The 24,349-nt window shown below is 45.3% G+C and carries 24 protein-coding genes; 19 read left to right on the plus strand and 5 right to left on the minus strand.

Going from position 1 to position 24,349, the window contains the following annotated elements:
- Positions 1 to 227 precede the first annotated feature (227 nt).
- Complete coding sequence (locus FAM09_RS30645) at positions 228 to 377, minus strand: hypothetical protein (protein WP_153825443.1); 150 nt, start codon at positions 375 to 377, stop codon at positions 228 to 230.
- A 388-nt stretch (positions 378 to 765) separates the two neighbouring features.
- Between FAM09_RS30645 and FAM09_RS07095 the strand changes: the two genes are divergently transcribed.
- The 8 genes from FAM09_RS07095 to FAM09_RS07130 all read left to right on the plus strand — a co-directional run bounded on the left by FAM09_RS07095 (position 766) and on the right by FAM09_RS07130 (position 9,759).
- Positions 766 to 999 (plus strand): hypothetical protein, encoded by a 234-nt coding sequence (locus FAM09_RS07095; RefSeq protein WP_136576346.1) that lies wholly within the window; start codon positions 766 to 768, stop codon positions 997 to 999.
- 39 nt (positions 1,000 to 1,038) lie between these two features.
- The gene (locus FAM09_RS07100) at positions 1,039 to 1,962 is read left to right on the plus strand and encodes a toprim domain-containing protein (RefSeq protein ID WP_136576347.1); all 924 of its coding nucleotides are present in this window, start codon (positions 1,039 to 1,041) and stop codon (positions 1,960 to 1,962) included.
- A 217-nt stretch (positions 1,963 to 2,179) separates the two neighbouring features.
- Entirely contained in the window at positions 2,180 to 2,569 is a 390-nt protein-coding gene (locus FAM09_RS07105) for a DUF2958 domain-containing protein (protein ID WP_136576549.1), read from the plus strand.
- An 87-nt stretch (positions 2,570 to 2,656) separates the two neighbouring features.
- Positions 2,657 to 5,398 (plus strand): MobF family relaxase, encoded by a 2,742-nt coding sequence (gene mobF, locus FAM09_RS07110; protein ID WP_136576348.1) that lies wholly within the window; start codon positions 2,657 to 2,659, stop codon positions 5,396 to 5,398.
- A complete protein-coding gene (locus tag FAM09_RS07115; RefSeq protein WP_136576349.1) occupies positions 5,376 to 5,744 on the plus strand; it encodes a hypothetical protein in 369 nt (122 codons plus the stop codon). The genes mobF and FAM09_RS07115 overlap by 23 nt, the downstream gene beginning before the upstream one ends.
- Before the next feature lie 179 nt (positions 5,745 to 5,923).
- Positions 5,924 to 6,271 carry a hypothetical protein gene (locus tag FAM09_RS07120; protein ID WP_136576350.1) on the plus strand — a complete coding sequence of 116 codons (348 nt, stop codon included), beginning with the start codon at positions 5,924 to 5,926 and terminating at the stop codon, positions 6,269 to 6,271.
- A 38-nt stretch (positions 6,272 to 6,309) separates the two neighbouring features.
- The gene (locus FAM09_RS07125) at positions 6,310 to 7,419 is read left to right on the plus strand and encodes a hypothetical protein (RefSeq protein WP_136576351.1); all 1,110 of its coding nucleotides are present in this window, start codon (positions 6,310 to 6,312) and stop codon (positions 7,417 to 7,419) included.
- Between the two features lie 675 nt (positions 7,420 to 8,094).
- Positions 8,095 to 9,759 carry a type IV secretory system conjugative DNA transfer family protein gene (locus FAM09_RS07130; RefSeq protein WP_136576352.1) on the plus strand — a complete coding sequence of 555 codons (1,665 nt, stop codon included), beginning with the start codon at positions 8,095 to 8,097 and terminating at the stop codon, positions 9,757 to 9,759.
- Here the strand turns inward: FAM09_RS07130 and FAM09_RS07135 are convergent.
- The gene (locus tag FAM09_RS07135; RefSeq protein ID WP_136576353.1) at positions 9,741 to 10,085 is read right to left on the minus strand and encodes a hypothetical protein; all 345 of its coding nucleotides are present in this window, start codon (positions 10,083 to 10,085) and stop codon (positions 9,741 to 9,743) included. The two genes, FAM09_RS07130 and FAM09_RS07135, sit on opposite strands and share 19 nt — an antisense overlap.
- A 51-nt stretch (positions 10,086 to 10,136) precedes the next feature.
- Between FAM09_RS07135 and FAM09_RS07140 the strand changes: the two genes are divergently transcribed.
- From FAM09_RS07140 to FAM09_RS07160, 5 genes are all read left to right on the plus strand, one after another.
- Positions 10,137 to 10,553, plus strand: coding sequence for a hypothetical protein (locus tag FAM09_RS07140; protein WP_136576354.1), 417 nt, complete (start codon positions 10,137 to 10,139; stop codon positions 10,551 to 10,553).
- A gap of 247 nt (positions 10,554 to 10,800) precedes the next feature.
- Positions 10,801 to 11,154: a plasmid mobilization protein gene (locus FAM09_RS07145; protein ID WP_136576355.1), complete on the plus strand. Its 354-nt coding sequence runs from the start codon at positions 10,801 to 10,803 to the stop codon at positions 11,152 to 11,154.
- Positions 11,151 to 12,227, plus strand: coding sequence for a relaxase/mobilization nuclease domain-containing protein (locus FAM09_RS07150; RefSeq protein WP_136576356.1), 1,077 nt, complete (start codon positions 11,151 to 11,153; stop codon positions 12,225 to 12,227). Before FAM09_RS07145 ends, FAM09_RS07150 begins: the two co-directional genes overlap by 4 nt.
- Positions 12,228 to 12,249: 22 nt before the next feature.
- Complete coding sequence (locus FAM09_RS07155; protein WP_136576357.1) at positions 12,250 to 12,534, plus strand: hypothetical protein; 285 nt, start codon at positions 12,250 to 12,252, stop codon at positions 12,532 to 12,534.
- Positions 12,535 to 12,543: 9 nt separating this feature from the next.
- A complete protein-coding gene (locus tag FAM09_RS07160) occupies positions 12,544 to 12,813 on the plus strand; it encodes a helix-turn-helix domain-containing protein (RefSeq protein WP_136576358.1) in 270 nt (89 codons plus the stop codon).
- 198 nt (positions 12,814 to 13,011) lie between these two features.
- Here FAM09_RS07160 and FAM09_RS07165 read toward each other — a convergent pair whose 3' ends face one another.
- From FAM09_RS07165 to FAM09_RS07175, 3 genes are read right to left on the minus strand one after another with little or no spacing between them, the layout of a single operon-like run.
- Positions 13,012 to 13,833: a type I toxin-antitoxin system SymE family toxin gene (locus tag FAM09_RS07165; RefSeq protein ID WP_136576359.1), complete on the minus strand. Its 822-nt coding sequence runs from the start codon at positions 13,831 to 13,833 to the stop codon at positions 13,012 to 13,014.
- A 10-nt stretch (positions 13,834 to 13,843) separates the two neighbouring features.
- Positions 13,844 to 14,353 carry an RNA polymerase sigma factor gene (locus FAM09_RS07170; protein WP_136576360.1) on the minus strand — a complete coding sequence of 170 codons (510 nt, stop codon included), beginning with the start codon at positions 14,351 to 14,353 and terminating at the stop codon, positions 13,844 to 13,846.
- A 1-nt stretch (position 14,354) separates the two neighbouring features.
- Positions 14,355 to 14,678 carry a helix-turn-helix domain-containing protein gene (locus FAM09_RS07175; protein ID WP_136576361.1) on the minus strand — a complete coding sequence of 108 codons (324 nt, stop codon included), beginning with the start codon at positions 14,676 to 14,678 and terminating at the stop codon, positions 14,355 to 14,357.
- Between the two features lie 257 nt (positions 14,679 to 14,935).
- Between FAM09_RS07175 and FAM09_RS07180 the strand changes: the two genes are divergently transcribed.
- The 6 genes from FAM09_RS07180 to FAM09_RS07205 all read left to right on the plus strand — a co-directional run bounded on the left by FAM09_RS07180 (position 14,936) and on the right by FAM09_RS07205 (position 24,333).
- Positions 14,936 to 15,592, plus strand: coding sequence for a recombinase family protein (locus FAM09_RS07180; RefSeq protein ID WP_136576362.1), 657 nt, complete (start codon positions 14,936 to 14,938; stop codon positions 15,590 to 15,592).
- 12 nt (positions 15,593 to 15,604) lie between these two features.
- Positions 15,605 to 16,033, plus strand: coding sequence for a hypothetical protein (locus tag FAM09_RS07185; RefSeq protein WP_136576363.1), 429 nt, complete (start codon positions 15,605 to 15,607; stop codon positions 16,031 to 16,033).
- A 41-nt stretch (positions 16,034 to 16,074) separates the two neighbouring features.
- On the plus strand, positions 16,075 to 16,602 hold the full coding sequence (locus FAM09_RS07190) for a hypothetical protein (RefSeq protein WP_136576364.1): 528 nt from the start codon (positions 16,075 to 16,077) through the stop codon (positions 16,600 to 16,602).
- Between the two features lie 138 nt (positions 16,603 to 16,740).
- Entirely contained in the window at positions 16,741 to 17,061 is a 321-nt protein-coding gene (locus FAM09_RS07195; protein ID WP_136576365.1) for a hypothetical protein, read from the plus strand.
- Between the two features lie 436 nt (positions 17,062 to 17,497).
- On the plus strand, positions 17,498 to 17,983 hold the full coding sequence (locus FAM09_RS07200) for a hypothetical protein (RefSeq protein WP_136576366.1): 486 nt from the start codon (positions 17,498 to 17,500) through the stop codon (positions 17,981 to 17,983).
- Positions 17,980 to 24,333, plus strand: coding sequence for a calcium-binding protein (locus tag FAM09_RS07205; RefSeq protein WP_136576367.1), 6,354 nt, complete (start codon positions 17,980 to 17,982; stop codon positions 24,331 to 24,333). Before FAM09_RS07200 ends, FAM09_RS07205 begins: the two co-directional genes overlap by 4 nt.
- The last annotated feature ends 16 nt before the right edge of the window (positions 24,334 to 24,349 follow it).

The raw sequence follows: 24,349 nt of genomic DNA on the forward strand, positions 1-24,349 counted from the left end.
GCTTGTGTGTTAAGGTCTTAATTAACGCTACAATTAAGGGAGAGTGGTTTTAATTGGAGCGGGCGAAGAGATAACTGTCCGAAAAAGCTGCCCATCTAAGTGGTTGACTTCTTTGAGGAACTTATCGCCATAAACTCAAAAAGTTTAATTTTTGGGTTCCATTGGTGGGTGACAACAAGCCTTCTCGAACTGATTGTATCAGGCGTGTAGTTTAATACAAGCATTATTTAACGTGGCCGATATTCCATTGCTATTTTTAACGCTTGCATCTTTTTAGATTCCTGGCTTTTAGCTTTTTTAAATTCCTGATAGAGGCGATCAAAAGTTGGAATATAAGTGTCCCCATATAATGCAACAACTTTCGCCGCGATTTTCATTGCATGTTCAATTTCCTGAACTGTAGGCATTATTGCTCCTGCTAATCAAAGATGAAAGGGCAGGTAAAATGACACATCTGTTTTTTAAGGTGTGAAAAATGCGAGATCATTAAGCGCGATCATTGGGATTCGCTGAAATGATTCGCAGTTACCAACCAATTCAAAATAAAATTTCATTACGGTAATATTATTAATGTGTCGTTTTCCCATTCGGGCAAATAATAAGTTTCAGAAGAAACTTTGTTGGTGAAATAAAAAAAGATCACGAGTACATCAGTATGATTAGGGCTTAACGCGCACAGCCAATCTCCAAAAACAGATTTTTTTCTATTATTACACTCCACCAATTCTGAAATCTTTCAGAAGTATTTTTTGAATGTGGAGAACCATGAGTAAAAAGGTCGTAAGAGAAGTAAACGGGCAGTGGATAGAAGATATACAAATGAACACACAGGAGTCAGCAGATCATATTGATAGCACTGTTGGTACACTGGAAGTTTGGCGATCCATCGGCAGGCACCCACACCTGAAATCATTCAAGGAAAAAGATGGCCGCGTTTACTACTGGAAATCCAATCTCGATTATCATTTGGATTTGCCACTAATGAAAAGTCGCGCCTAATCCCTTTTCCTTACAATTTATTTTTTCTAGGAGTTTTGCATGAACTGCGAACAAGCTAAATCCATATCTATTATTGATCTGTTGACGAAACTCGGTCACAAGCCCGTCAAAGTCCGCAAGCATAAGGTGCGATACCTGTCACCTTACCGAGACGAAAGAACCGCAAGTTTTGATGTTCACCCCATCAATAATGAGTGGTACGACCACGGCGATAAACAAGGCGGCAATATCATCAATCTTGCCTTAAATATCATGAAGTATCTGAACCCTGAGCAGGACTATACCGTTTCGGATGCCCTGCGCTGGCTGGAAAACATGTCAGGTTTGGCACCTTCCATTAAGCCTATTCAGGAAGATAAAGACTACTCAAACAATGAAAGCTGTTTGTCGTTGACAAAAGTTACAGCGATCGAGCGCCCGCGCTTGATTGAATATCTGGCGTCGCGCGGCATTCCGTTGTCCGTAGGCAAGAAATACATGCAACAGGCCCTGATTTACAACAACGAAAGCGGAAAGCATTTTTACACGCTGTCCTTCAAAAACGAAGAAGGCGGGTATGAGTTGCGCAATCCGTTTTTCAAGGGATGTATCAAGCCAAAGGACGTAACGTTCATCCGGGGTAAAAAACCGGAAGGTGGTATTCACCTGTTTGAAGGGTCAATGGACTACCTGACTGTCGTTACAATCAACAAAGGCAAAGCATTGCGGGATGATGCTATTATCCTGAATTCGGTTTCCTGCATGGATAAAGCCACAGGGTACATCAAAGGTTATGGCTATAAAGTTGCCTATTCCTGGATGGATAACGACATGGCCGGGAAAGACGCGACTGCATCACTTGACGCATTTTTCAAAACTGAAGACGGCCTGCAACACCAGCCCATGAATTACATGTACGCGCCTTACAAAGACGTGAACGCATGGCATCAAGTTAAACTCGGTCTTTGTGAGCCTGCAAGCTGACAGTAATCGTGTTTGATGCGTAGCGATTCTCATTTTTCTTTCTTGATGAAACTTGATTGATGGACAAGGGAGTGTGCCGAAAACGCTCCCTTGCTTCCAACAAAAATTTTCGCCGCGCTTTCCGCTTCCCCGCCCAACCAAAATTTTTGCCGGATGGTCGCTGACCTTTCGGCTGATCCCTCCTTGTCACTATCAACCCCACAAGAAAGGAAATACAATGAAACTCTATACGCAAGCCCAATATGAGCAGCTTATCAAGAACGGCCAAAACCGAGGAAAAGACCATTATCCAGTCATCAAATTGTTTATGCCCGGCACAGGCTGTACCTGGCTGATTACCGAGCTTGATCCCGAAGAACCTGACCTTGCATTCGGTCTATGCGATCTCGGGATGGGATTTCCAGAGCTTGGCTATGTCAGCCTTGATGAAATTTCCAGCGTCAAAACCCGATGGGGTCTTGGCGTCGAACGTGATCTGCATTTTGAAGCAAAATACCCGATTAGCGTGTACGCAAGTGCTGCGCGTTCCCGTGATTGCATCACAGAAGATGACACGATCCTTTCAAGGTTTTTAAAGAAAAAACCGCCCGGCTGTACCCCATCATAATTCATGTGTAGTCCTCAACTTGCAACGCCTCGCAAGGGGCGTTGCCTTTTTATGCGCTTCAATTCTTTTTTGGAAGTATGCCTACGCATGATCCGTATGGTTCAATGTACCTCAGCCGAACAGGCTGAAAAATATTTCAGTGACGCATTATCGCGCGCCGATTATTACATCAACGATCAGGAATGCATCGGCCAATTTCAGGGTAAGGTTGCAAACCGTTTGGGAATGGCCGGCCCGGCGACGAAGGAATTGTTTCATGCGCTCTGCTGGAACATGAACCCGGCCACCAATCAACCGTTAACACCACGCACCACCGAAAACCGCACTGTCTATTACGATATCAATTTCCATTGCCCAAAATCGGTTTCAATCGCTTTTTCCGTTTATGGCGACGACCGCATCCTGTCGGCTTTTCAGGATAGCGTTCGGGAAACGATGGCCGATATTGAAAGCGACATGCAAACACGTGTCCGCAAATCCGGCCAGAACGATAACCGCCGCACGGGTGAGATTTTATATGCTGACTTTATTCATTTCACGGCAAGGCCGCAGGACGATGAAACGGCCCCCGATCCGTTATTGCATGCGCATTGCACCACCTTCAATGTGACATGGGATGAAGAGGAACAGGTATACAAAGCCGGGCAGTTTCAGGACATCAAACGCGACATGCCCTATTATCAGGAGCGGTTTTTCAAACGGCTATCGGACCGCCTGATGGCATTGGGTTACGGCATCCGCAAAACTCGCAATGCCTTTGAAATCGAGAACATCCCGGATCAGGTCATTGCCCTGTTTTCCAAACGCACCCGGGACATCAACCGCATTGCCAAAGAAAACAACATCACGAACGATTTCGAGCTTGACAAACTTGGCGAACGGACACGCAAGAAGAAAAATAAAAGCCTGTCTTTGGCTGAACTGAAACAGGACTGGCAAAGACAGCTTGCAGCACTGGAACACTCCGGCGGGAACGGATTGGCGGGCTTTACAAGTAACCTGATAAATCCCGCTTTGTCCGTAACAGCGCAAAACTGCATTGACCATGCGCTGTTGCAAAAGTTTGAACGGGCATCGGTCGCCCATGACAGGCGCATCCTTGCCGAAGCCTATAAATACAGTATTGGCCGATCCGGCACATCTATCGAAGCGATTACCTACGCCTTTCAGGATGATAAGCGGATCATCCAGATACAGGACGGCAAAAAACTCATGTGTACCACACATGATGTGTTGCAGGAAGAAAAGCGCATGGTTGACCTTGCAAAAGCGGGCAAGGGCATGGTGTCGCACCTGTATTCGGAGATCCCGCCTTTGACTGTTGAAGGCGATCAGGCCGCAGCCTTGACCCATACTTTGACCTGTACGGACAGGGTGACCATCATTCGCGGCGGGGCAGGCACAGGCAAAACCACGTTAACAAAGGAAATAGTTTCCCTTATCCGGCAGACGGGGATCGATCCGGTGATGGTTGCCCCGACCGCCAATGCCGCACGATCCGTATTGCGGGAAGAAGGTTTTGCCGAAGCGGACACGGTGGCAAGGCTGCTGATCGATCCCGATATGCAGAACAAGCTAAAGAACGGGTGCTTGATCGTGGATGAAGCCGGACTGTTAGGAGTGAAAGACTTGTCGGCATTGCTGCAACTGGTCATCGATCATGATGCCCGTCTGATCCTGATTGGCGATACGCGCCAGCACAGCGCAGTAACAAGAGGTGACGGGCTTAGAATATTGAATACCGTTGCAGGAATCAAAGTGGCAGAGGTCAACAAAATATACCGCCAGCGTCATGAAGCCTATCGAAAGGCCGTGTCTGACCTGGCTGCAGGGAGTGTCAAAGCAGGGTTTGAGTTGCTGGATACATTCGGGGCCATTCAGGAAATTGATCCCCTCGAACCGCATAAGCAACTGGTCGCTGATTATATGGCCGCCGTGAACAGGGGTAAGACGGCCCTTGTCATTTCCCCTACGCATAAACAGGGAGAAGCCATCGCCGCCAAAATCCGAGAAGCCTTGAAAGAGGCTGGAAGCATCGGCGCAAAGGAAACAACCATCACCAGATATATTGCGCTGAACCATACCGAGGCCGAGAAAGCCGATCCGCGCCAGTACCAGTCCGGCATGGTGGTACAATTCAGCCAAAATGTTTCCGGTGCAAGGCGCGGAAGCCTGTGGACGGTGGATGAGGTGACATGCAATGCCGTTATGCTTTCAGGGCCAACAGGCAGGCTTGCCCTGCCATTGGATAAAGCCCATCAGTTCAGCCTGTACCAGAAATCCGACATTGCACTTGCTGTAGGCGACAGCGTTGCCATCACCAAGAATGCGTTTGACCTTGACGGCAAGCGGCTGAATAACGGCCAGTCAATGCAAGTGCATTCGATTGGGGATGATAACAGCGTCACATTCATCAATCCGTCCAGCAAGACCATGTACCGCCTTGCCCCTGAATTCGGGCATATCCGGTACGGCTACACAACGACCTCACATGCCTCGCAGGGCAAAACCGTCGATGAGGTTTTTATTTCGCAGGGATCATTCACCGACCCCGCCGGAAGCCGTGAGCAATTCTATGTATCCGTGTCACGCGCGCGCGACATGGTACATATATACACTGATTCCAAGTCAGCATTGCTGGAACAGGTCACGCAAAGCGGACACAGGCAATCGGCCCTTGAACTGGTCGGCGGAGATGAGCTTATGCCACCCATTGGGGAGCGGCTGGCGCATATGGAACAAGCAGCCCTGCGATCCCTGAAAACCGAAACAAACCACCTGCCATCCATAAAACCTGCAAAGCCCCATGCCCCGAAACCTGTATTCTAACAAGACATTTCAGCAGTTGATTGAAAACGACCCGACGCGGCCACTGGTCGAAAGACAGCTTGCCCATTGCCTGACCTTGTTTTTGCACGAAGGACGGCAAATGATCTTTTATTATCTGTATTTGGTGAAAGTGGAGTTTCTGTTGCAAGACCCGCTGAATGCCCTGATCCTGCGTTTTACATCCGACAAGGTTACGTTGGAAGGCTATAGGCTTCATGGCCTGTTTCTGGAATTCGCCCAGGGTAAACCGGACAGTATCGTTGTGCAGGAAGAACGCTATGTGACGGCGGGAGTGGTTGGCGGGCCAGCGGTTATAAATGCCACGGTCGAGCCGACTGACAGATAAAAGCGTTATAAGGCAAAGCCAAAGTGCAAGACCCTAACACTGATGGTAACTTGCTTCTAATCGAGCACCCTATTTCCAAAGACATCTTCCCTATCTCTGCATAGGCGTGCCTGTTAACCATTTCGGCCTTGACCCCGGGTATTCAATATGGTAAATAGCGCTATTGAAGGAGATTAAGAATGTCAGTTAATGAAGATTTTTCCGACAACAGCGAGCTGTATGAAAACAGCAAGCCAGAAGATCGGCTTAATGTCAGCACTCTCGAAAAATATTTGAATGACTACGGGCCTGAAAGGTTGCGAGGTTACCTTGATGCATTGACTCATTTAAGCGATAGCGTTGCAGAGGCTATATATAAGGATATAAGCGGGAATACGGTGCTTCCTCATAAGCCTAAAATAGCAGTACAAAATGTTGAACAATTGTTTTCAAATTACAGCTATTTAAAGCTTGAAATGACAAAATTATTGAACAAAGGTGCTCAACCCGCCGCTTCAACGAATAATCCGGCAGTTAAACCGGAATAATATTTTTTTTATTAAATTGGCATGTTAACTAACATGTGATGCGTATTCCATCAGAAGTCTATTTAAAGTTTTATTCCCTGCTATTAGAAAAATTTGTAGAAAAAGTTAAAGAAGAAGGGGGTAGGCTTGTATCGGAAGAAGAAATATTATCTGGTGATATTTGGTCGCGAAAATTCAAAAGATCTAAAACTGATCAGTTCGAAGCAGAATTCATTTCTGTGAAGGAGTTCGATGTAAAAAATCATCAATATTTCTACGACAGAAAATACAATATCGAAAAAGCTAATCCAGAAACAGAGAGCGTAAACAACCGATCTTTTTATAAAGCTCTTAAATTTATAGGGATTGATTTTCCCCCTGACTTTGATCCAGAGATATACAAACATCTGCCTGAAACAAGCAGATCAAAAAAGTATGCTGAAATACTTTACGACCAATTCAAAAACAAACATTTTCCTGACTTATTCAATGATATTTTAGTCACCAATCCAGATGAGATTGTTGAATTCAAATTGATTGAAACATTGATACACTCTTTTTTTGCAGCGATTGATAGTAAACAATTTGCCGATGCATGGGAGTTATTGTCGAACAGGTATAAAGTCCAAAACATTTGGAAAGGAAATCGTGAGTATTTTGAAAACAGCTTTCAAGTAAAAATCCCCCTTTACGATACAAGCAAAGACATATCAAAAATGATTGGCCGGGAATCAATTAACACGCCCCTGTCTAAAAATCCGAAGGCAGACATTGCAATTGATGATTTTACGTACAAATACCAATCCATCGGTGTTACAGTTTTTCATTGGATGTGTGTAAAAAATTACGATCTAAGCGAACTATATAAACTTCACGACGAGTACGATAATTCTCAGAAGCGATTAGCAGGATATCAAATGACGCAGATAATAGACGATACGCTCGGTTCCAGTTTTGGCGAAGAAGCTGCATCAGTTTATAAAGAAGTTTTGCGAGACCCTAATTTTATCGCCTATGTAATGATGCTCTCAAAAAGTGATCAAATGGCTAAACTTTTACCAACTCCACAAGAGATATTCTTCTACACAGGTTCAAGGTTTGATTGTATATTAGAGAACGGAAAATGGGTCATTGATAATATAACAGATTCCAACCCCAATATTCAATAAGTCAGCAAGAAAACCATCAACTTTCAAATTATGCTTCACTCTATATCGCGCTGACAATCAATGGAATAATTTTTGGAAAATTTATATTTTTTTGAATTCGCAAAGTGAATTCAGATGATATCATTTTTGCATAGAAGTAATGAATAACATTACAACTGATGTATCAGGTCATATAAAATGTAGCAAAGTGAATTGACATCCTTCAGTTGTGAAATTTCATCGCTTAATCTTAATTAGTCGGCTAATTCCAAACTGTTCCCTGCAAATCCAACACATTGTCATTTGATTTCAAATGTTTTGCTTTTGGCAAGACCTGGGCCCGGTTTGCCTGAACCAATCCATTGATAAGTAAACAATTTTTATTAACACTCAAAACTCGATCTATGAAAGATAACATCAACAGTCAATCACAACTGGAAGCCCCACGGGCTGAGTCCCTGACTTGTCAGCCCTGTATTGTGTCCAGCTTTGTACCTGTACCGATGGCCGAGGATATGGCCCGGAAACAGCAGACAATAGACGCATTACAGGCATACAAAGAAGGTGCAGGCCTTCTAATTGTGTTGACGGCATCTGGTCAAAGGGCATAGTCCCTTGTCACGATCCGGCGGGAAGCGATCGGTCCTGCCGGATCATTTCAAAACGAAACATCATTCATTCTTAAAATCATTGTATATGACACTTCCTAAATCAGCCTTGCAGGCTGTCAGGCATATCGCACTGGTGCTTACAGGCATGGGCGCCGGGTTTATGTGGCTGGCAAGCCAAAAGGTATCACAGTATTTCTTTGCCTTTGTCCTTACCGCTGCTTTTTTATTTATCAAACTGCGCTGGAAAATTAAAACGGAGATTCCGGAAGAAATTCCACAGGTACACGAAGGCGACGCACACTGGTGCACCATCGAAGAATTTGAGGAAACCAATAACCCCGACGGCAATTTTGATAACGGTCTGTGGATCGGTGGCAGATTAACCCGGTCGAAGTTTTTCAATGCCGTTGTCATAGGGGGTGCAGGCGCAGGCAAATCTAGCGGGCATGTTATACCTAATCTGTTGATTAAACCTATCGGCTCATATGTCGTGCTGGATATTAAAGGCGAGCTTTCATACACCACGGCACGCGCGCAGCGGGAATACGGCCAGAAAGTCTACATACTGGATTTTTGGGGTGTGCAGGACACGTTAGGGGCCAGACACGGTATCAAAAGCTCCGGCTTCAATCCCTTCGATTTCATCAAGCACGATCCCGAAAACCTGATTGATAACTGTTATTCCATTGCATACTTCCTGTGTCCTGATCGGCCCGGGGACAAAGACCCGTATTGGGTGGAGCGCAGCCGGGCCATGATAAAGACGGTATTGCTGCATATCATTACAGGCATGCCGGAGAAAGAACACAATTTCTGGACCCTGTACAAGGCACTCAGATATAGCGGCGACCAGTGGATAAACCTGTTACTTGAAATGAAAAAGAATTTGGCGCTCGGCGGCCTCATTCAAATTGCTGCCGAAGAATTCTTGTCCATGGATGAAACCAGCGCCACATTGACGGGGATCAAATCCAATGCACAGGCTGCTACAGCCATCTTTGAATCGCCCGCCTTGCGAAATTTCATGCAGCGTTCCGAGTTTAACCCATTTAATTTGACCAATGGAGACTGTACTGTTTACGTGGTTATTCCTGAACGTTTCCTTGACACACATTCAACCTGGCTGCGACTGGTCATTGGCCTTTGCCTCAAAGCCTGTAATGCCAAACCAAATAATCCGGTCTGTTTCTTTCTGGACGAAGCACCGCTGTTGAAGAAAATGGCAGACATACAGAAAAACTTCGCCTTTGGCCGTGGGCAGAACATTCGCATGTTCCTGTATGCGCAAAGCGTATCGGCCCTAAAAGAAATCTACGGTGATGCGTGGGAAGGCTTTATCGCCAATGCTGCCGTCGTCCAGCTTTACGGAGGTGCACGCGATCACATGACGCGGACGTATTTCAGTAACCTGTTGGGCCAGAAAACAGTCACCAAGAAAAGCAAATCTTTCGGCAGTAGTACATCAAAGGACGGTGAGTCCAATTCTACAGGTACAAGTTATAGCACCGAGAAGCAGCCGCTACTGACACCGGAACAGATAGGCAACGTTGACGGCATCATTACCATTGCCGACGGCAAGAAGTTTGTCATTTCAAACCTGCCTTACTTTAAAAACAGGTATGAGAATGTAAGCGTTGACGCCGAATGGCTGGACGACGAAGAAAAAGCCCTGCTTCGTCAGGGGATAATACCGAGCGATGCAATTCATGAGCTTTTCATGCAAAAGGCCGATCAACCGTTGCGCTTTTGATGGACGCCTGCAAGGTCAATGGAATAGTCGCTGGTCAATGCAAGCGGGTTGCATTCAAGGAAGATCGCCAGAAACCGCAAGGTTGATTCCCGAACCGCGCAGGGATAGGCAAGCTGGCAACAGATGCCGTGGTGTGCGTATTGGTACTCGACGGATTCAGGATGATTTTTCCACCATCGGGTGCAATGCCTTGAAGCGATCAGCCGGGAAGCGACGGGGATATGTTTCGCGTAAAGCTGTCTTTCCGGCCAATCCTTTCCCCTCAGCCATGAAAAGAAAAAATTGTCATTTGCATTGACCAGCTTACGAATATCCGAAAATCCCATACGCCTATTTTATACCATGAGTACAAAATATTCAACGTAAAATTCATCACGATGACAAAAAGTGAATTAGTCGCAAAGCAGATCAGAGAAATGCAAAGATTAATTGAATCGCAGGATAAGGAGGTGAGCGATATGCTAAAACGGCATGACCTTCACAGAGAAAAAAACACCGCAGCTTATTGGGAACAGCGGCGGGAAAAACAACTGGCTGAACTGAAAAAAAGGCATGTCATGGAACGGGATCAACTCAAAGGTATTCATGATGAAGAATATCATGACCTAGCCATCATTCATTCCATTAATCGAGATGCAGAAATTACAGAGAAGGCCGAGAAAAATACCTTGAACAGAAACCTTGAGGAAAGGAACCATAAGGAAGAATTAGAAAGGGAAAAAACGTTGCTCGAAAAGGTCAGGGAAATGGTAAAGCGGAAGTTTAAAACGAAAAACCGTGAGCCGGAAATGTAACCTGTTACGGTGCCGGGTTGATAATTAGTCAGCTTGAAAACAACACAGCCCGTTGGCTTTTTGGTTGCCCGGTCTGTTGTTGTTTTCCGCTGACGCTCCAAAAATTTTCTGGCAATTCCATTGCTCAAGATGTGGCTTGTTCCGTACAAAATAAATTCTGTCCTGCACAAGCCATCTTGAAAGGGAGAGGTACTGCGTTCTCCCTTTACCCTCACGCTGCACGGCGCAGCATTTAAAACCATTATTTATGCCACGTCAAAATAAGGCTGCCGACAGGCGGCGCAGTGAACGTTTTGAGCTAAGATTAACTATTGATGAGGCGCACGAGTTAGTAACGCGCTCCATAAATGCAAATATGACCACCAGCGATTTTTTGAGAAAATCCGCATTAGGGTCGGATGCTTATATACTCAAAGCACCACCCGACAAGGCCGCGCTGATAACAGAACTGAATGATCTGAATAAAATCGGAATGGTATTAGGTCAGATCGTCAGGTCGGGCAAGTATGCCAACGTGACCGAGCAGACGCAGCTATTGACGGATGCACTGACGAACATCAAAACGCTATCCGGCCACCTGATTAAAAAACTGTCGTCATGATCCTGATTGGAAGGGTACGCGGCAACGGGGCGCAGTTAGCCAACTACCTGATGAAAAGCCCGGTCAATGATAACGCCGAGGTGTTTGATATACGCGGCACACTTCACACAGATGATATTTATCTATCCTTGCGTGAAATGTCGCTGACCAGCGAACTCACGAAATCCAAACAAGGAATTTTTCATCTGGTCATTAACCCGCCGCAGGACGTGTCAATGTCTGCCGAGGATTGGTTGACCTGTACCAAGATCATCGAAAAGCACATGCCCTTTGCCGCCCAAAAACGGACGATGGTCTTGCATGAAAAAGGCCATGTTCATATGCACGTTGCCTATGAACGCTATGACCATACAACGGGAAAAATGCTGCCCTTAAAGTTTTTCAAACTTGCCTTGTCAAAGGCCCGCCGTGAAATCGAGGAAGTGCTGGAACAGAAGCGCACCCCGTTTCGCAATAGAGATCGTGATGACATTAAAAAAACGCTGACCCAGCTATGGCAGCGGTCATATACAGCCCAGGAATTTATCAGCCTTGCCTTGCAGCATGGGTATCGTATTGCCCGCAGCGAATCACGTCGTCCTTTTAAAGTCGTCGATCAAAAAGGAATTGGTCATGATCTTGTCCGGCAGTTGAAAGGCGTGGTGACAAAACAGGTCAGGGAACGCTTTCAAGGGGTTAAACTGGAGCTTGATAAAACCGTGATCCGTGAAGTCCGTACAGAAGTAGACGCGGATTATTTCGATAGGCTACAGGCAAACAGCATCGCCGCCATCCTTGAGCAGAAAAAGAAATACGACGAGCGGCAGGAAGAATTGCTGGCCTTCAAGGAAAAAATGCTGGCGATGAAAGAAGCGAGCAAGAGCATAGTTCAGGACAGCAACCCGTTGACATCATCCGAAAAGAAAATGGTTGAAAAGCTGGAAGCCTATAAAAAGAAACAGCTTGAAAAGCAACAAAGGAAATCCCTGACCGGAAAACCGAACAGAAAACTTGAAACGGCTTTGCAGCAATTGAAACTGGCTTTGGAAGAAGCCGACGAACGCGACAGGCAAAAATCCCAAAACATGGGTTAATCACTCACATCAAAATCTTTTTATGAAGAATACATTTTTTACCGCGCTTTTAGCAAAGCACGAAAACCAGATCAAGGCATTCGGGATCATGCGCCTTGAAGCATGGCAGGGTTTATTGCGGCAAGAAAGGGAACTGCTACAGGAAAAGCGATGTGACTACACCACCGCAACCTACGATGTATGGCTAGAGCTTGAACACCTTCGAGCCGAGTTTGAGAAAAATTGGGGAGGTAATGGCCGCCTGATAAAAGAACTAAACAGGTGGCAGATGCGAGAGATTCAAAAAATTATTAGTGAACACACTTAAAAAGAACGTATGAAAATAATTTGTCTACAGGAGGATGCGTTTTACGAACTCTTTGAAAAAGTAATTTCCCGTCTTGAATTAAAGCGGGATGAAGAAGCCCGTAAATGGGTTTCGGATGAACAAGCAATGGATATGTTGGGCGTTACCAGCAAGACCACATTACAGCGGCTGCGGGATAATGGGGAAATTGAATTCACACAGCCCATGAAGAAAGTAATTCAATATAATAAGGAATCAATTTTGGCCTATCTTGAAAAACACAAACGCAAAACATATTAGGCGTGCAATCAAGTTTTGCAGCACCTATGCACTGACATCTTTGTATCAATGCTTACATATATCCCTGTACTGTTCTGAACAGCCCCCTTTTTAAATTTTTGGATATATAATTTTTTGTCTATATTTTCACTTTCATAGGATAAGGTTTAATGGTTAATGGTATTTGATTAGTGCAGCCTCCTGAAAGGGAGGCTGTTTTTATTTATCCAATTTATGTGGATGGATCGGAACAATGAGAATAACGTTTTTAATACTAACTACCTGAATGGATTGTCCGTATATGAACCCGGCCCGTTCCATCCAGCGACCACCGAAGCGTAATTGAGCTGGTTTATCTTTGACGCACGCACCTGGGCGAAACGCCACCTGATATATTTTAATATAGGATTCTGTTTGCTTGCTACAATAATCCCTAATCCACCGGGCTTTCTCCAATGCTGTTTGCAAGTCGGAGTTATTTATTAGCCGGGTAAGGAGTTTAAATATCCCCGGTTCCTCATCGACTGATTCCGGCTGAATTTCTGGCTGCGTTTCTTCGGTGACTGCCTGTTTTGGTACAACTTCAGCAAGTGGCTTTTCTTTCATTTCACCGCTTGCTGTCACAAACAAGGGCCGATCCGCATGTCTGGCGTCTATAACCAGCCCCGCCTGAATCATTTCAGATAAGCTGCCATAGTCAGTATACCCAAGATCAAGGTCTAAGTCTGTTTCACCAAATCTTTCAAGCCATTTTGGGTATGAGAACCAAACCTTGTTGCCGCTTTCGCATTTATAGACCAAGACTTCGCCTTTATTGAGGTGGAAGAACGACCCTTCCAGTCCGTCATGCAACCTGAAAGGCAAACCATCCTTCCCATGCTGGACGATATACATGTTGTCCAAATCGCCGCTTTCACAATAATTCAGCCTGTACCCTGTTCCTTCCTGCTCAAAATCGCATGTCCCATTGACTTTCCTGATCTGATTGACACGGCGGAACAATGTTTTCTGTGTCGCATGAAACTCTGACTTTATTTCCATTGCATGTGTTTTATGGTTTCCAATCACAATCATTCAAATACTGCTGTAATCGCTGCAAACCTGTTTCCAGCAATTCTTCCACCCGATACACAGGCAGGTTCAGCAGGCACCCGACCTGGGCTTTGCTATATCCTTCATCGTAGATAAGCCGGATAACGGCCCTTGAAACAGGCTCCATTGCGTTCAGGATGGAACAAAGGGTGCAGGAGGTTTCCTGCAACTGGCTCGCCGTGGGCCATCGATGGAGGGCCTGCACAGGTTCAAGCACGAGGCGCAGGGCGACATGCATTAGCCATGTATAAATTTTTTGCTTGCCCCGTTTATGCTGGCTGATAGTAAAATAAGCAGCCGCCAACGCCTTTCTAAGAACATTTTCGGCTATATCCTTATCGGCCATCAGCTCAATAATGCTGCCGTGTAAAGAGGGCGAATACGTGTCATGCAAAAACGCAAAGGCGCTCCTATCCTTATTCACCAGCAGATCAACCATGAGTTGATCCGAAATACGCAGCGCCTTCATGTTAAGAAGCCTTTGCTTGCTTACTCTGGTGGATGAATTCGTAACCACCTTCCATGAGGTCGTTAAGCCGCTTCAGTTCATCTTTCTTTTGTTTGATGATTTCTTTTTGTGTTCTTATCTGTTCGAGCTGTCGCGCCGCTTCGAGAAAGTAATGGGATTTGATATTGTAAAGGTTTTCGAGCGCCTTGCCATGTTCAGTTGTCATGGCCAGTTTGGCTGTTTCCAACTCATAATACTGTGTTGATGGAATGCCCATTTTACGGGCGACTTGTCGCTTGGTCAGGTTGTGCGTTTCACGGCACACCTGCATTAAAACGTTTTCCATTGAGGAAGGTTTTTTTGTGAAGTAAAGAACGTTTTAAGTGCTGCAAATCGAAGCCATCAGAATTGCTCATCAAATTTATTTGTTCGTTTTGATATGAAGATTCCTAACAGAACAGGCAAACTTCATTTGTGAAAAAATCAAAATAGCTACAAGCCCTGAATACACAGGGTTTCAGAAATATCGCCTTATTTAATATTTATTCTGTCTTGCTCAAAAATACTTGTTGGAGACTGACAGAACAGATTCACGGTTAAGGTATGATAAAGGCGATTTCTTATATCCGTGTCTCAACGGTGGGACAAGGACAAAGTGGGCTTGGTTTGATGGCGCAAAGAAGCATGATCGCCAATTATTGCAAGGCGCATAAGATTACACTCATTAAAGAATTCAGAGAAATCAAAAGCGGCGAGGATCATGAGAAGCGGCCCGAGGTGCAGAAAGCAGTCAATTGGTGTTTGCTATATCCTGATTTTCTCTTATTGGTAGCAACACAAAGCCGTCTTGGTCGCAGCGTATTCTTTATTGCCAGCCTGATAAAGAAGAAAGTTCACTTTATCAGTATTGAGCAGCCAACAGCAAATGATTTTCAAAAACAAATACAAGCGGCCTTTGATGAAAAGTTCTTAGAGGATAACAGAAACAATACGAAACGCTCATTGCAGGCAAGACGTGAAAAAGGGTTCAAGTTCGGAGGGAACGTTAAGAAGCTGAAACGAACATTGAAACGAAAGAAACGGGCCTATCTAAAAAGGATCAAGCGCACCATTCGCAGGGAGCAGAAAAAGTATAAAACGCAGCGAGACCTCACAAACAGACTCAACCGCATGCGATTAAAAAAACTCAATGGTAAAAGGGGCGGCTGGCATGTCAGTGAGGTGCATAACATCTTGCATGATTTGTCCAAACTAAAATAAAAAACCATGAACATGAAACCGATTGTCCTTACGTTCTGTGCAATTTGTATGGGGTTGTTGTATTCCTTCTTTACGCTCTGCACATTGAGCTTATCCGCTTGCAAGAAGAAAGACGATGGTGGTACGTGCGGCTCTTACGGCGGAATTGTTTCTCCTAACGTTTATCTATTCTGGATTGACCATGATTTTTCCTGCGGCCAGATCACCGTCGAGGTGAAGGATGCAGACGGCAAAACGGTTACACCGTTTCAGGACAAGATTTCCTACACATCAGGCACCGCGCCAGAGTGCAACAGCGCCAACTACGGCAAGTATGCCACCTTCGACCTGTATCAAGGAAAGACCTATACGTACAAAGCCACATGCACAGGCAAGACGTGGACAGGCACGATCATCGTTCCTTGTGAACAGGGTCAATGCAAAAACATTCAACTTCAGTAACTCCATAAATTATCATTATGAAACAGGCAATCCTTTTAACCGTGTGTTTCGGGATAGGCATAGCCAACGGGCAAACAAGCAAAGCCCCCATACCGGAAGTCTTGAACGACATCCGCTACCATCAGGCAACCGATAATTCCCTGAAACCGCTTGAAAAGACCACAGCCAGGTATGTCACCAAATCAAAGGCGTTGGGCTATGGCGGTATCATCATCAGCTTTGTACTGGACAGCGACAAGTCGCCCATTCGTTTTGTATCGGCAGAACGAATGAGGTTCGTTGTGGCAATGGCCGATGGTACAGGGGATCCCACAGGTTGGTTCACGCTGTACAAGGCGACAGTGAAGAAAGGCAAGCGATCGGGAAACTTCGGCGACTATAAGGTGTTCGGCAAATCGTCCGGCAACAAGGAAGTCGTATCGTACAGTGTCAAGTCACTCGGTAAACAGGTGTATGAAATCATTCCCGATACAAAACTGGACAAAGGCGAGTATTTCTTTGCGAATAAAGGTTCATTGAGCAAGTACGGCAACACGGCGGTTGACGTGTTCGCCTTCGGAATAGATTAAATGTGCTACTAATCAGAGCCTTAACCAATAGTCCCGGTATATCTATACTGGGTCTATTTGTTTTGTCACCAATCCCGCCCTGATGAAACGTTCCTTGCGACGCTCCTGTTGACTGGAGTACATCCACATTCTTACGTTATGACAGTGCAAGAAGCCTTCAATAAGTTAGCATCCGCTAGAAAGCGATCTAAAAAAACAAGGACTGAAATTATCAGTCTGCGGCAGTTTATTATTGATGCTGGCGTCAATCCCGATCCTGAAAAGGAGAACCTGGTAAAGAGGAACAAGGAAATTTATAAGAAATGGAAAAAGGGTCGGCCCGTATCGGAAATCGCAGAAGAATATAACAGATCAACGAGTACCATTGGGGTGATCTGTAGACGTATTGACTACATACTTGAAAGGAAAGGCGCACGCTTCAAAGAGTACAAGGATTTATTGCGGTACTATAACATGTAACGCGTTAAAAGCGCAGTTAGCCAGAATAAGGGCAGCGGTTCTAACGAAACCGTCTGACGCGTCTGTAGGTAAAGACGGCTTGAATGTCGGGACTAACATCATGCGCTTGATTTGCCATGAAAGAAAAAAGCTGGTGCCTAACTGGTTGTTTTTATACATATCTATTAAGATATTAAATTGACCGTCCTTCACCTTTGGCAACGGCCCATTTTGCCCGTTGACGATTCCTTGATTATCTGTCTCAAATGGAATCCCCGAACCCCAAGGATCACATGCAGCAACAACCCAGATTGCTCATATCCTCTAAAAACACGCATTGCGTGTTGGGTTCTCTTTCACTCCAAAAAAATAATAAGCAGTCGCGATCAGCCAGAAAACCGCTGGCTGGCATCGTCATGCTTATTTCAACACTTCATAAAAATTCACGAGGGCTAAAATGAATAAAGTTTCTTCCTGGGTACAACAGCATAAAGTTTTGTCGACAATACTTGCTTTGGTGTTTGTCTCATATCTCTGGTACGACATGCCATTTAAAGCGACCGATCCAGCAAGTCCGTATTTTATCGAATCTTTATTCAGAATGCGCGATTACGGAAGCGCGTCAGGCGTTGGTCAACTGAGAGACAATGTTCTCCCGAAATTATTCCCTGTTGGTACTCCAAAAGACTATGTTGATCTAATGTTAGTTGATCGTGGTGGAGCACATATCATTGACATCACTCAATATAATATCGGCGGATACATCTATAGTTATAAACCAGTCCAATTAACTTTCACGCCTGATGATCTAAATATCCGGATTTACTACGATAAAAATATGAAAGTCGAAGCTGTAAACTTCTATGGACGCACGGTTGTTGGAAAGGGCTATAAGCCCAAAAAAGTTTCTGAAACTCTAAAGACTGAAGGACAATCACCATGACTGGGAAAATATATCTTGCTTCAAAAGTTATTATTAGTCAGTACAACCCTATACCTGTTAAACATCTGTATTTAATTTATTCGCCAAGTGGTGATATTTCGAACACGTCAGAGGATCAACAAGTAATTCGTGGAGGTGATCATTACGGAGATGTTAGTAGCAGTCATTTAATCGTTGAAGTAGGGCCAGTTTTAGTAGACTCGCAGGATAGGTATGAGTCTGGTGAAGATTATCTCACAAGGGGATCGATACCATTAAATTTAGGGGGGCGTGATGCTGATGATGTGTGGAATGATTTAAAATATACTGCATTAAGTTTAAGCAGCATTGGAAGTGAAATACATTACGAATATTTGAACGGTCTCGGTAGTGTGGTAGATACGGGATTAAATTATGAATCGGTTGATGGGTCTGATTCACTAGGTTTTACAAATAATAGCAATGCAACAATTCGATCAATATTAGCCGCAAATGACATTATTTTAGAAGGGAATCTGCCTTATAACATGCTCTCATTTGAGGGTGCGCCGGGGCAAGATACTGTTTTCGCTAGTGCTAATGATGACACCTTATTGATCGGATATGGTGTTGAACATATAGATGGTGATACAGGTATCGACACAGTGGATTTTAGCCACGGATTCACGCCACTCACAATAAACTTAACAAGCAACAGTTTCGCAGGCACAGGTATCACGGGCGAAATCATAAATGTAGAAAACATTATCGGCACAAATTATTCCGATACAATTACTGGAAATGCATCTAACAACACCTTAAACGGTGGCGCTGGCGTAGATACACTTAATGGCGGTGATGGAAATGATACTTTCAAAGCTCATTTCACCGATCCGAATAAACTTGAAGGCGACACCTACAATGGTGGAAATGGTGTTGACACTATTGACTACTCTGATTTCATCTCAACCACAGACCATGGTGTTCGCGTAGACCTTGAAATTTCATCTACCTATAACATGTCTGCCGCTCTCTCACTCACTGATAATCTAACGTCAATAGAAAGAATTATTGGATCACAATATACAGATGTACTAGCTGGAGATAGCGGAGATAACTTTATTGATGGTAACGGTGGTAAAGATGGCTACGTTGGCGGAGGTGGATCAGATACATTTTTGCTTAAATCAACATATAATTTTGTAAGTTTTGAAGATACATCTGGTAATGATTTTATTCAACTTGAAGGATTTACTACTGCTGATTTGATTGGCGGATATTTTCGTCCATCTGTTTCAAGAAATGACTCCACGGGTGAATTTGCAACTTTCGCTTTCTGGGCTAAAAACGGAATAAATAACGATGTTAATTATGATTCCGTGTATTTTGTTCGCATAGTCGGATTAAACTACAATTATCATTTCGATTATCAAGAGATTAATTCTGCGGACTATATAAAATTTAAAAATCCAGACGGAAGTCTTGTTTCTCTTGCAAGTATCTTAGTAGCAAGCATGACAGATATAGATGCAAATCTTTTCTGGGGTTCTTATTATTCTACTAGTTATGGGTTCACAACTGGTGATGACCAGATTTTTGGAAACTTTGAGAATGACACCCTTAATGGGGGCGCAGGTAACGACACGCTGAATGGTGACAGTGGTAACGATATTCTCAATGGCGGCGCCGGAAATGATTTGGTGCGCGGAGGACTTGGTAACGACACTTTAGACTATATCTACAGCGATAATGTGGCGGCGACCGATGAATATTTTGGCGATCAAGGAAATGACACATTAGTTCTCAGCTTCAATAGCGGGAATCTGACTTCAGGGATAAAACAGGATATTGTTGACTACCGCAATTTCATCCAAAACCCTTCAAACATCGATCCTAATTCCGATACCGTTGGAGAGTTTGAGTTTACAAATTTCGGTCTGACAGTAACCGGGTTTGAGAATCTTTCTTTGCTTGTCAACGGTGTTACTACTTCCACTGGCGTTGACACAAGAGAAGATAATTTCTCCGGCGCTATTAATACCAATATCACAGGCAACTTATTTTCCGATAATGGTAATGGGGCAGATAGCTCTTTTATCGGGACACTCAACGCTACGGCAGGAACCTTTACAACAACCCAGGGCGGTACGATTGTTATTTCCTCAAACGGAGCGTTTACCTATACGCCACCGACAAGCTTTACGGGTGCGGATTCCTTTGCCTATTCCGCTAATGACGGTAACGGCGCGACCGGGTCAGCAATCGCGCATTTCATTGTTGGTATGGCAAGCACGATCAACGGCACCACAGGCAATGACACGTTGAACGGTACAAGTGCCAATGAATTGCTTTCCGGCGGCAGTGGTAATGATACGCTCAATGGGAACGACGGGAACGATATTCTCAATGGCGGTGCTGGCAACGATACGCTCAACGGCGGTAATGGCAATGATACCTACCTTGTCGATAGCACGTCAGATACTGTCAGTGAGAGCGCCAGCGCAGGAACCGATCTTGTCCAAGCATCCGTAAACTATACGCTCACCAGCAACGTTGAGAACTTATTGCTTACAGGAAACGCTTCTATCAACGGAACAGGCAACTCGCTTAACAATACGATCACTGGTAATGCTGGCAATAATACGCTTGATGGCGGAACAGGTAGCGACACCTTGATCGGCGGTGCTGGCGATGATGTTTATATCGTCGATACGACTTCCGATGTTATCACAGAAAATGCGAATGAGGGCATCGATACCGTTTCTCACAGAACGCCGAACGACTATACGCTGGCGGCTAACATCGAGAACATGACAATGGATCGCCCCGATAATATGAACGGTTGGGGCAACAGCTTGGATAACAGAATAACCGGAACAGATTATCAGAACAATATTTACGGGCTGGATGGAAACGATACCCTGATTGGCTATGCTGGCAATGATAACCTTATCGGCGGGAATGGTAACGATTTCTTGGATGGCGGCACAGGCATTGACTCGCTCTTGGGCGGCGCGGGTGATGATACTATGGTTGTCGATCATGCTTCTGATAGCTTGACCGAGAACTCCGGCGAAGGAACAGACACAGTACAGTCGTATATTACCTTTACGCTCGCAACCAACTTTGAAAACCTCACCTTGCTCGGTAGTACAGCTATCAATGGCACAGGAAACAGTGTCAATAACGTTATCACCGGAAATGGAGCCAACAACACTTTGGATGGTGGCGCGGGTAACGACACGTTGATCGGCGGAGCCGGTAACGACATTTATGTTGTCGATTCAGCGTCTGATACAGTTACCGAGAATGCCAATGAAGGAACTGATGCTGTTCAAACGGCGTTGGGTTATACACTCGGGGCAAACGTCGAGAATTTGACAATCACGGGATCGTCAACAGTAAACGGTACAGGCAATAACCTGGACAACATCATAACCGGGAATAGTGCGAACAATACACTGACCGGGAATGATGGTGATGATACACTTGACGGTGGCGCGGGGAACGACACGCTGATTGGTGGCGCTGGCAATGATACCTATATCGTTGACAGCAATTCCGATGTGGTTACCGAAAATTCCAATGAAGGTATCGATACAGTTTATGCCAGAACGACTTCGTCCTATACATTGGCAAGTAATGTCGAAAACCTGACGCTTGATCGTGCCGACAATATGAACGGTACGGGTAATAGCCTCAGCAATACCATCATTGGCACGGATTATATCAACGTCATTGATGGATTGGCTGGCAATGACATTCTACAAGGGAAAGCCGGAAACGACACTCTCAATGGCGGTGATGGTAATGACATTCTGGACGGTGGTTCAGGCAATGATACGATGGCGGGCGGAACGGGTGATGATGGTTATATCGTCGACAGCGCATCCGACAGCGTCAGTGAGAATGCATCGGAAGGAACGGACAGCGTTTATTCGTCTGTCACGCATACCCTGCAATCGAATTTCGAGAACCTGATCCTGACAGGAGCATCAGGGATCAACGGAACTGGTAACTCCCTCGATAATACAATTATCGGTAATAGCGCAAACAACACGCTCGACGGTAATTCGGGGAACGACTACATTGATGGTGGTGCCGGGAATGACGCAATGTACGGCGGTGCCGGGGATGATACGTTCGTTGTCGATAGCACCTCGGATAGCGTCAATGAAAACGCAAGCTCGGGAACCGATACAGTCCTAGCATCTGCAACTTTCACACTCACGGGAAATGTAGAAAACCTGACTTTGACGGGAACTTCTGCAATCAACGCAACTGGTAACTCGCTTAACAATACGATAACTGGAAACTCAGCTAACAACGTGATCGACGGCGGTAGCGGCAACGATACGATGGTTGGCGGATTGGGAGACGATACCTACGTTGTCGATTCAACGTCCGATGTCGTTACAGAGAATGCTAGTGAAGGTATCGATACAGTTCAAACGGCAATAACCTTGTCATCATTGGCTGCCAATGTTGAAAACCTGACATTGACAGGAAGCTCGAACATTAGCGGTACGGGCAACTCATTGGATAATTATATCACCGGAAATAGCGGCGGCAATACGCTCAATGGTGGTGCCGGTAATGATACGTTGGACGGTGGCGCTGACAACGATATTCTCGTTGGTGGCACAGGTGATGATACCTATATTGTCAATCTTGTCGGTGATGCCATCACAGAAAATGCCAGCGAAGGCACCGATACTGTTTCCCACCGAACGCCGAACGACTATACGCTTGCAGCGAACATCGAGAACATGACGATGGATCGCCCGGATAATATGAATGGCTGGGGTAATTCTTTAGCTAATATCATTACTGGCACTGCTTACCAAAACAATATTTATGGTTTGGACGGCAACGATACCTTAAGTGGTTTCGCTGGAAATGATAACCTCACAGGAGGTAACGGCAACGATATCATGGATGGTGGGGAAGGCATTGATTCCATGATTGGCGGCGTAGGGGATGATACCTATGTTGTCGATCATTCGTCGGATAGCCTGACCGAGAACGCCAGCGAAGGCACCGATACGGTACAAAGTTCTATCAACTATACTTTGTTGACGAACTTTGAAAATCTGACGCTGATCGGAAGCTCGAATCTTAATGGCACTGGTAACTCAGTGAGCAACATCATCACGGGCAATAGTGGCAACAATACGCTCGACGGTGGATCAGGGGTAGATACATTAGTTGGGGGTCAAGGTAACGATATTTACCTTGTCGATAGCACCACTGATACTATTACAGAGAATGCCAGCGAGGGTACGGACACTGTTCAAAGCTCTGTGACCTATACGTCATTGGCTGCAAACATCGAAAATCTGACCTTAACAGGCAGCTCGAATATCAACGGCACGGGCAATAGCCTGGATAATTACATCACTGGCAACAGTGGCATGAACACGCTGACAGGTGGTGATGGGAATGACACCTTGGATGGTGGCTCCAGCAACGACACCCTGATTGGTGGCTTGGGTAATGATACGTATATCGTCGATAGTACGTCCGATACCATTACCGAAAACTCGGGTGAAGGCACCGACCTGGTGCTTTCGCGGACATCACTCGATTTCACGTTAGGGGCCAATATCGAGAATTTGACGCTGGATCGTGCTGATAACATGAACGGCACGGGTAACAGCCTTGATAATATTATCACAGGTACAGCTTACCTGAACACGATCTATGGTATGGATGGCAACGACACGCTCTATGGCCTTGCAGGAAACGATACCCTGTATGGCGGTAATGGTAACGACAGGCTGGATGGCGGTTCAGGCATCGATGGCATGACAGGTGGTGCAGGGAATGACACTTACGTCGTTGACAACGCATCCGACAGCATCGCTGAGAATAACGGTGAGGGAACCGATCTGGTGGAAAGCTCGATTTCCTACACGCTCGGCTCCTATCTCGAAGATCTGACGTTGACCGGCACCTCGGCCATCAACGGCACAGGTAACGCGCTTGCCAATACCCTGACCGGCAACAGTGCCGTCAACACCCTTAGTGGCGGCGATGGCAACGATGTCCTGATTGGTCATGGAGGCGCTGACGCTCTTACAGGAGGCAATAATTCAGATACCTTTGTATTCGATGATATCAGCTTTGGCGCTGTTGATACCGTCAGTGATTTCAGCACGGCTCAAAGCGACAAGCTGGATATTTCCGATCTGTTGATCGGGTATAACCCAGGGACGAGCAATATTGATGATTTTGCTACTCTGTCTGTTGCTGGTGGGAATACGACCTTGCTTGTGGATCGTGATGGCAGTGGATCAGCGTACACAGATCAGTCGGTTGTCGTCCTTACAGGTGTAACTGGCCTCAACCTAGCCGATATGCTGACCAACGGACATTTGATTGCATCCTGATTTTTGCTTATGAAAG

Origin of the sequence: Niastella caeni (assembly GCF_004834005.1) — a bacterium.
In the GTDB taxonomy this organism is placed as follows: domain Bacteria; phylum Bacteroidota; class Bacteroidia; order Chitinophagales; family Chitinophagaceae; genus Niastella; species Niastella caeni.

What these genes read in the sequence shown, in the direction of transcription:
- FAM09_RS07150 (WP_136576356.1), top strand. Translation starts at nt 11,151, where the DNA reads ATGATCCTGATTGGAAGGGTACGCGGCAACGGGGCGCAGTTAGCCAAC.
- FAM09_RS07160 (WP_136576358.1), top strand. Translation starts at nt 12,544, where the DNA reads ATGAAAATAATTTGTCTACAGGAGGATGCGTTTTACGAACTCTTTGAA.
- FAM09_RS07100 (WP_136576347.1), top strand. Translation starts at nt 1,039, where the DNA reads ATGAACTGCGAACAAGCTAAATCCATATCTATTATTGATCTGTTGACG.
- FAM09_RS07165 (WP_136576359.1), bottom strand. Translation starts at nt 13,833, where the DNA reads ATGGAAATAAAGTCAGAGTTTCATGCGACACAGAAAACATTGTTCCGC.
- FAM09_RS07115 (WP_136576349.1), top strand. Translation starts at nt 5,376, where the DNA reads ATGCCCCGAAACCTGTATTCTAACAAGACATTTCAGCAGTTGATTGAA.
- FAM09_RS07130 (WP_136576352.1), top strand. Translation starts at nt 8,095, where the DNA reads ATGACACTTCCTAAATCAGCCTTGCAGGCTGTCAGGCATATCGCACTG.
- FAM09_RS07145 (WP_136576355.1), top strand. Translation starts at nt 10,801, where the DNA reads ATGCCACGTCAAAATAAGGCTGCCGACAGGCGGCGCAGTGAACGTTTT.
- FAM09_RS07205 (WP_136576367.1), top strand. Translation starts at nt 17,980, where the DNA reads ATGACTGGGAAAATATATCTTGCTTCAAAAGTTATTATTAGTCAGTAC.
- FAM09_RS07135 (WP_136576353.1), bottom strand. Translation starts at nt 10,085, where the DNA reads ATGGGATTTTCGGATATTCGTAAGCTGGTCAATGCAAATGACAATTTT.
- FAM09_RS07125 (WP_136576351.1), top strand. Translation starts at nt 6,310, where the DNA reads ATGCGTATTCCATCAGAAGTCTATTTAAAGTTTTATTCCCTGCTATTA.
- mobF (WP_136576348.1), top strand. Translation starts at nt 2,657, where the DNA reads ATGATCCGTATGGTTCAATGTACCTCAGCCGAACAGGCTGAAAAATAT.
- FAM09_RS07105 (WP_136576549.1), top strand. Translation starts at nt 2,180, where the DNA reads ATGAAACTCTATACGCAAGCCCAATATGAGCAGCTTATCAAGAACGGC.
- FAM09_RS07155 (WP_136576357.1), top strand. Translation starts at nt 12,250, where the DNA reads ATGAAGAATACATTTTTTACCGCGCTTTTAGCAAAGCACGAAAACCAG.
- FAM09_RS07170 (WP_136576360.1), bottom strand. Translation starts at nt 14,353, where the DNA reads ATGAAGGCGCTGCGTATTTCGGATCAACTCATGGTTGATCTGCTGGTG.
- FAM09_RS07140 (WP_136576354.1), top strand. Translation starts at nt 10,137, where the DNA reads ATGACAAAAAGTGAATTAGTCGCAAAGCAGATCAGAGAAATGCAAAGA.
- FAM09_RS07195 (WP_136576365.1), top strand. Translation starts at nt 16,741, where the DNA reads ATGACAGTGCAAGAAGCCTTCAATAAGTTAGCATCCGCTAGAAAGCGA.
- FAM09_RS07180 (WP_136576362.1), top strand. Translation starts at nt 14,936, where the DNA reads ATGATAAAGGCGATTTCTTATATCCGTGTCTCAACGGTGGGACAAGGA.
- FAM09_RS07120 (WP_136576350.1), top strand. Translation starts at nt 5,924, where the DNA reads ATGTCAGTTAATGAAGATTTTTCCGACAACAGCGAGCTGTATGAAAAC.
- FAM09_RS07175 (WP_136576361.1), bottom strand. Translation starts at nt 14,678, where the DNA reads ATGGAAAACGTTTTAATGCAGGTGTGCCGTGAAACGCACAACCTGACC.
- FAM09_RS07185 (WP_136576363.1), top strand. Translation starts at nt 15,605, where the DNA reads ATGAAACCGATTGTCCTTACGTTCTGTGCAATTTGTATGGGGTTGTTG.
- FAM09_RS30645 (WP_153825443.1), bottom strand. Translation starts at nt 377, where the DNA reads ATGAAAATCGCGGCGAAAGTTGTTGCATTATATGGGGACACTTATATT.
- FAM09_RS07095 (WP_136576346.1), top strand. Translation starts at nt 766, where the DNA reads ATGAGTAAAAAGGTCGTAAGAGAAGTAAACGGGCAGTGGATAGAAGAT.
- FAM09_RS07200 (WP_136576366.1), top strand. Translation starts at nt 17,498, where the DNA reads ATGAATAAAGTTTCTTCCTGGGTACAACAGCATAAAGTTTTGTCGACA.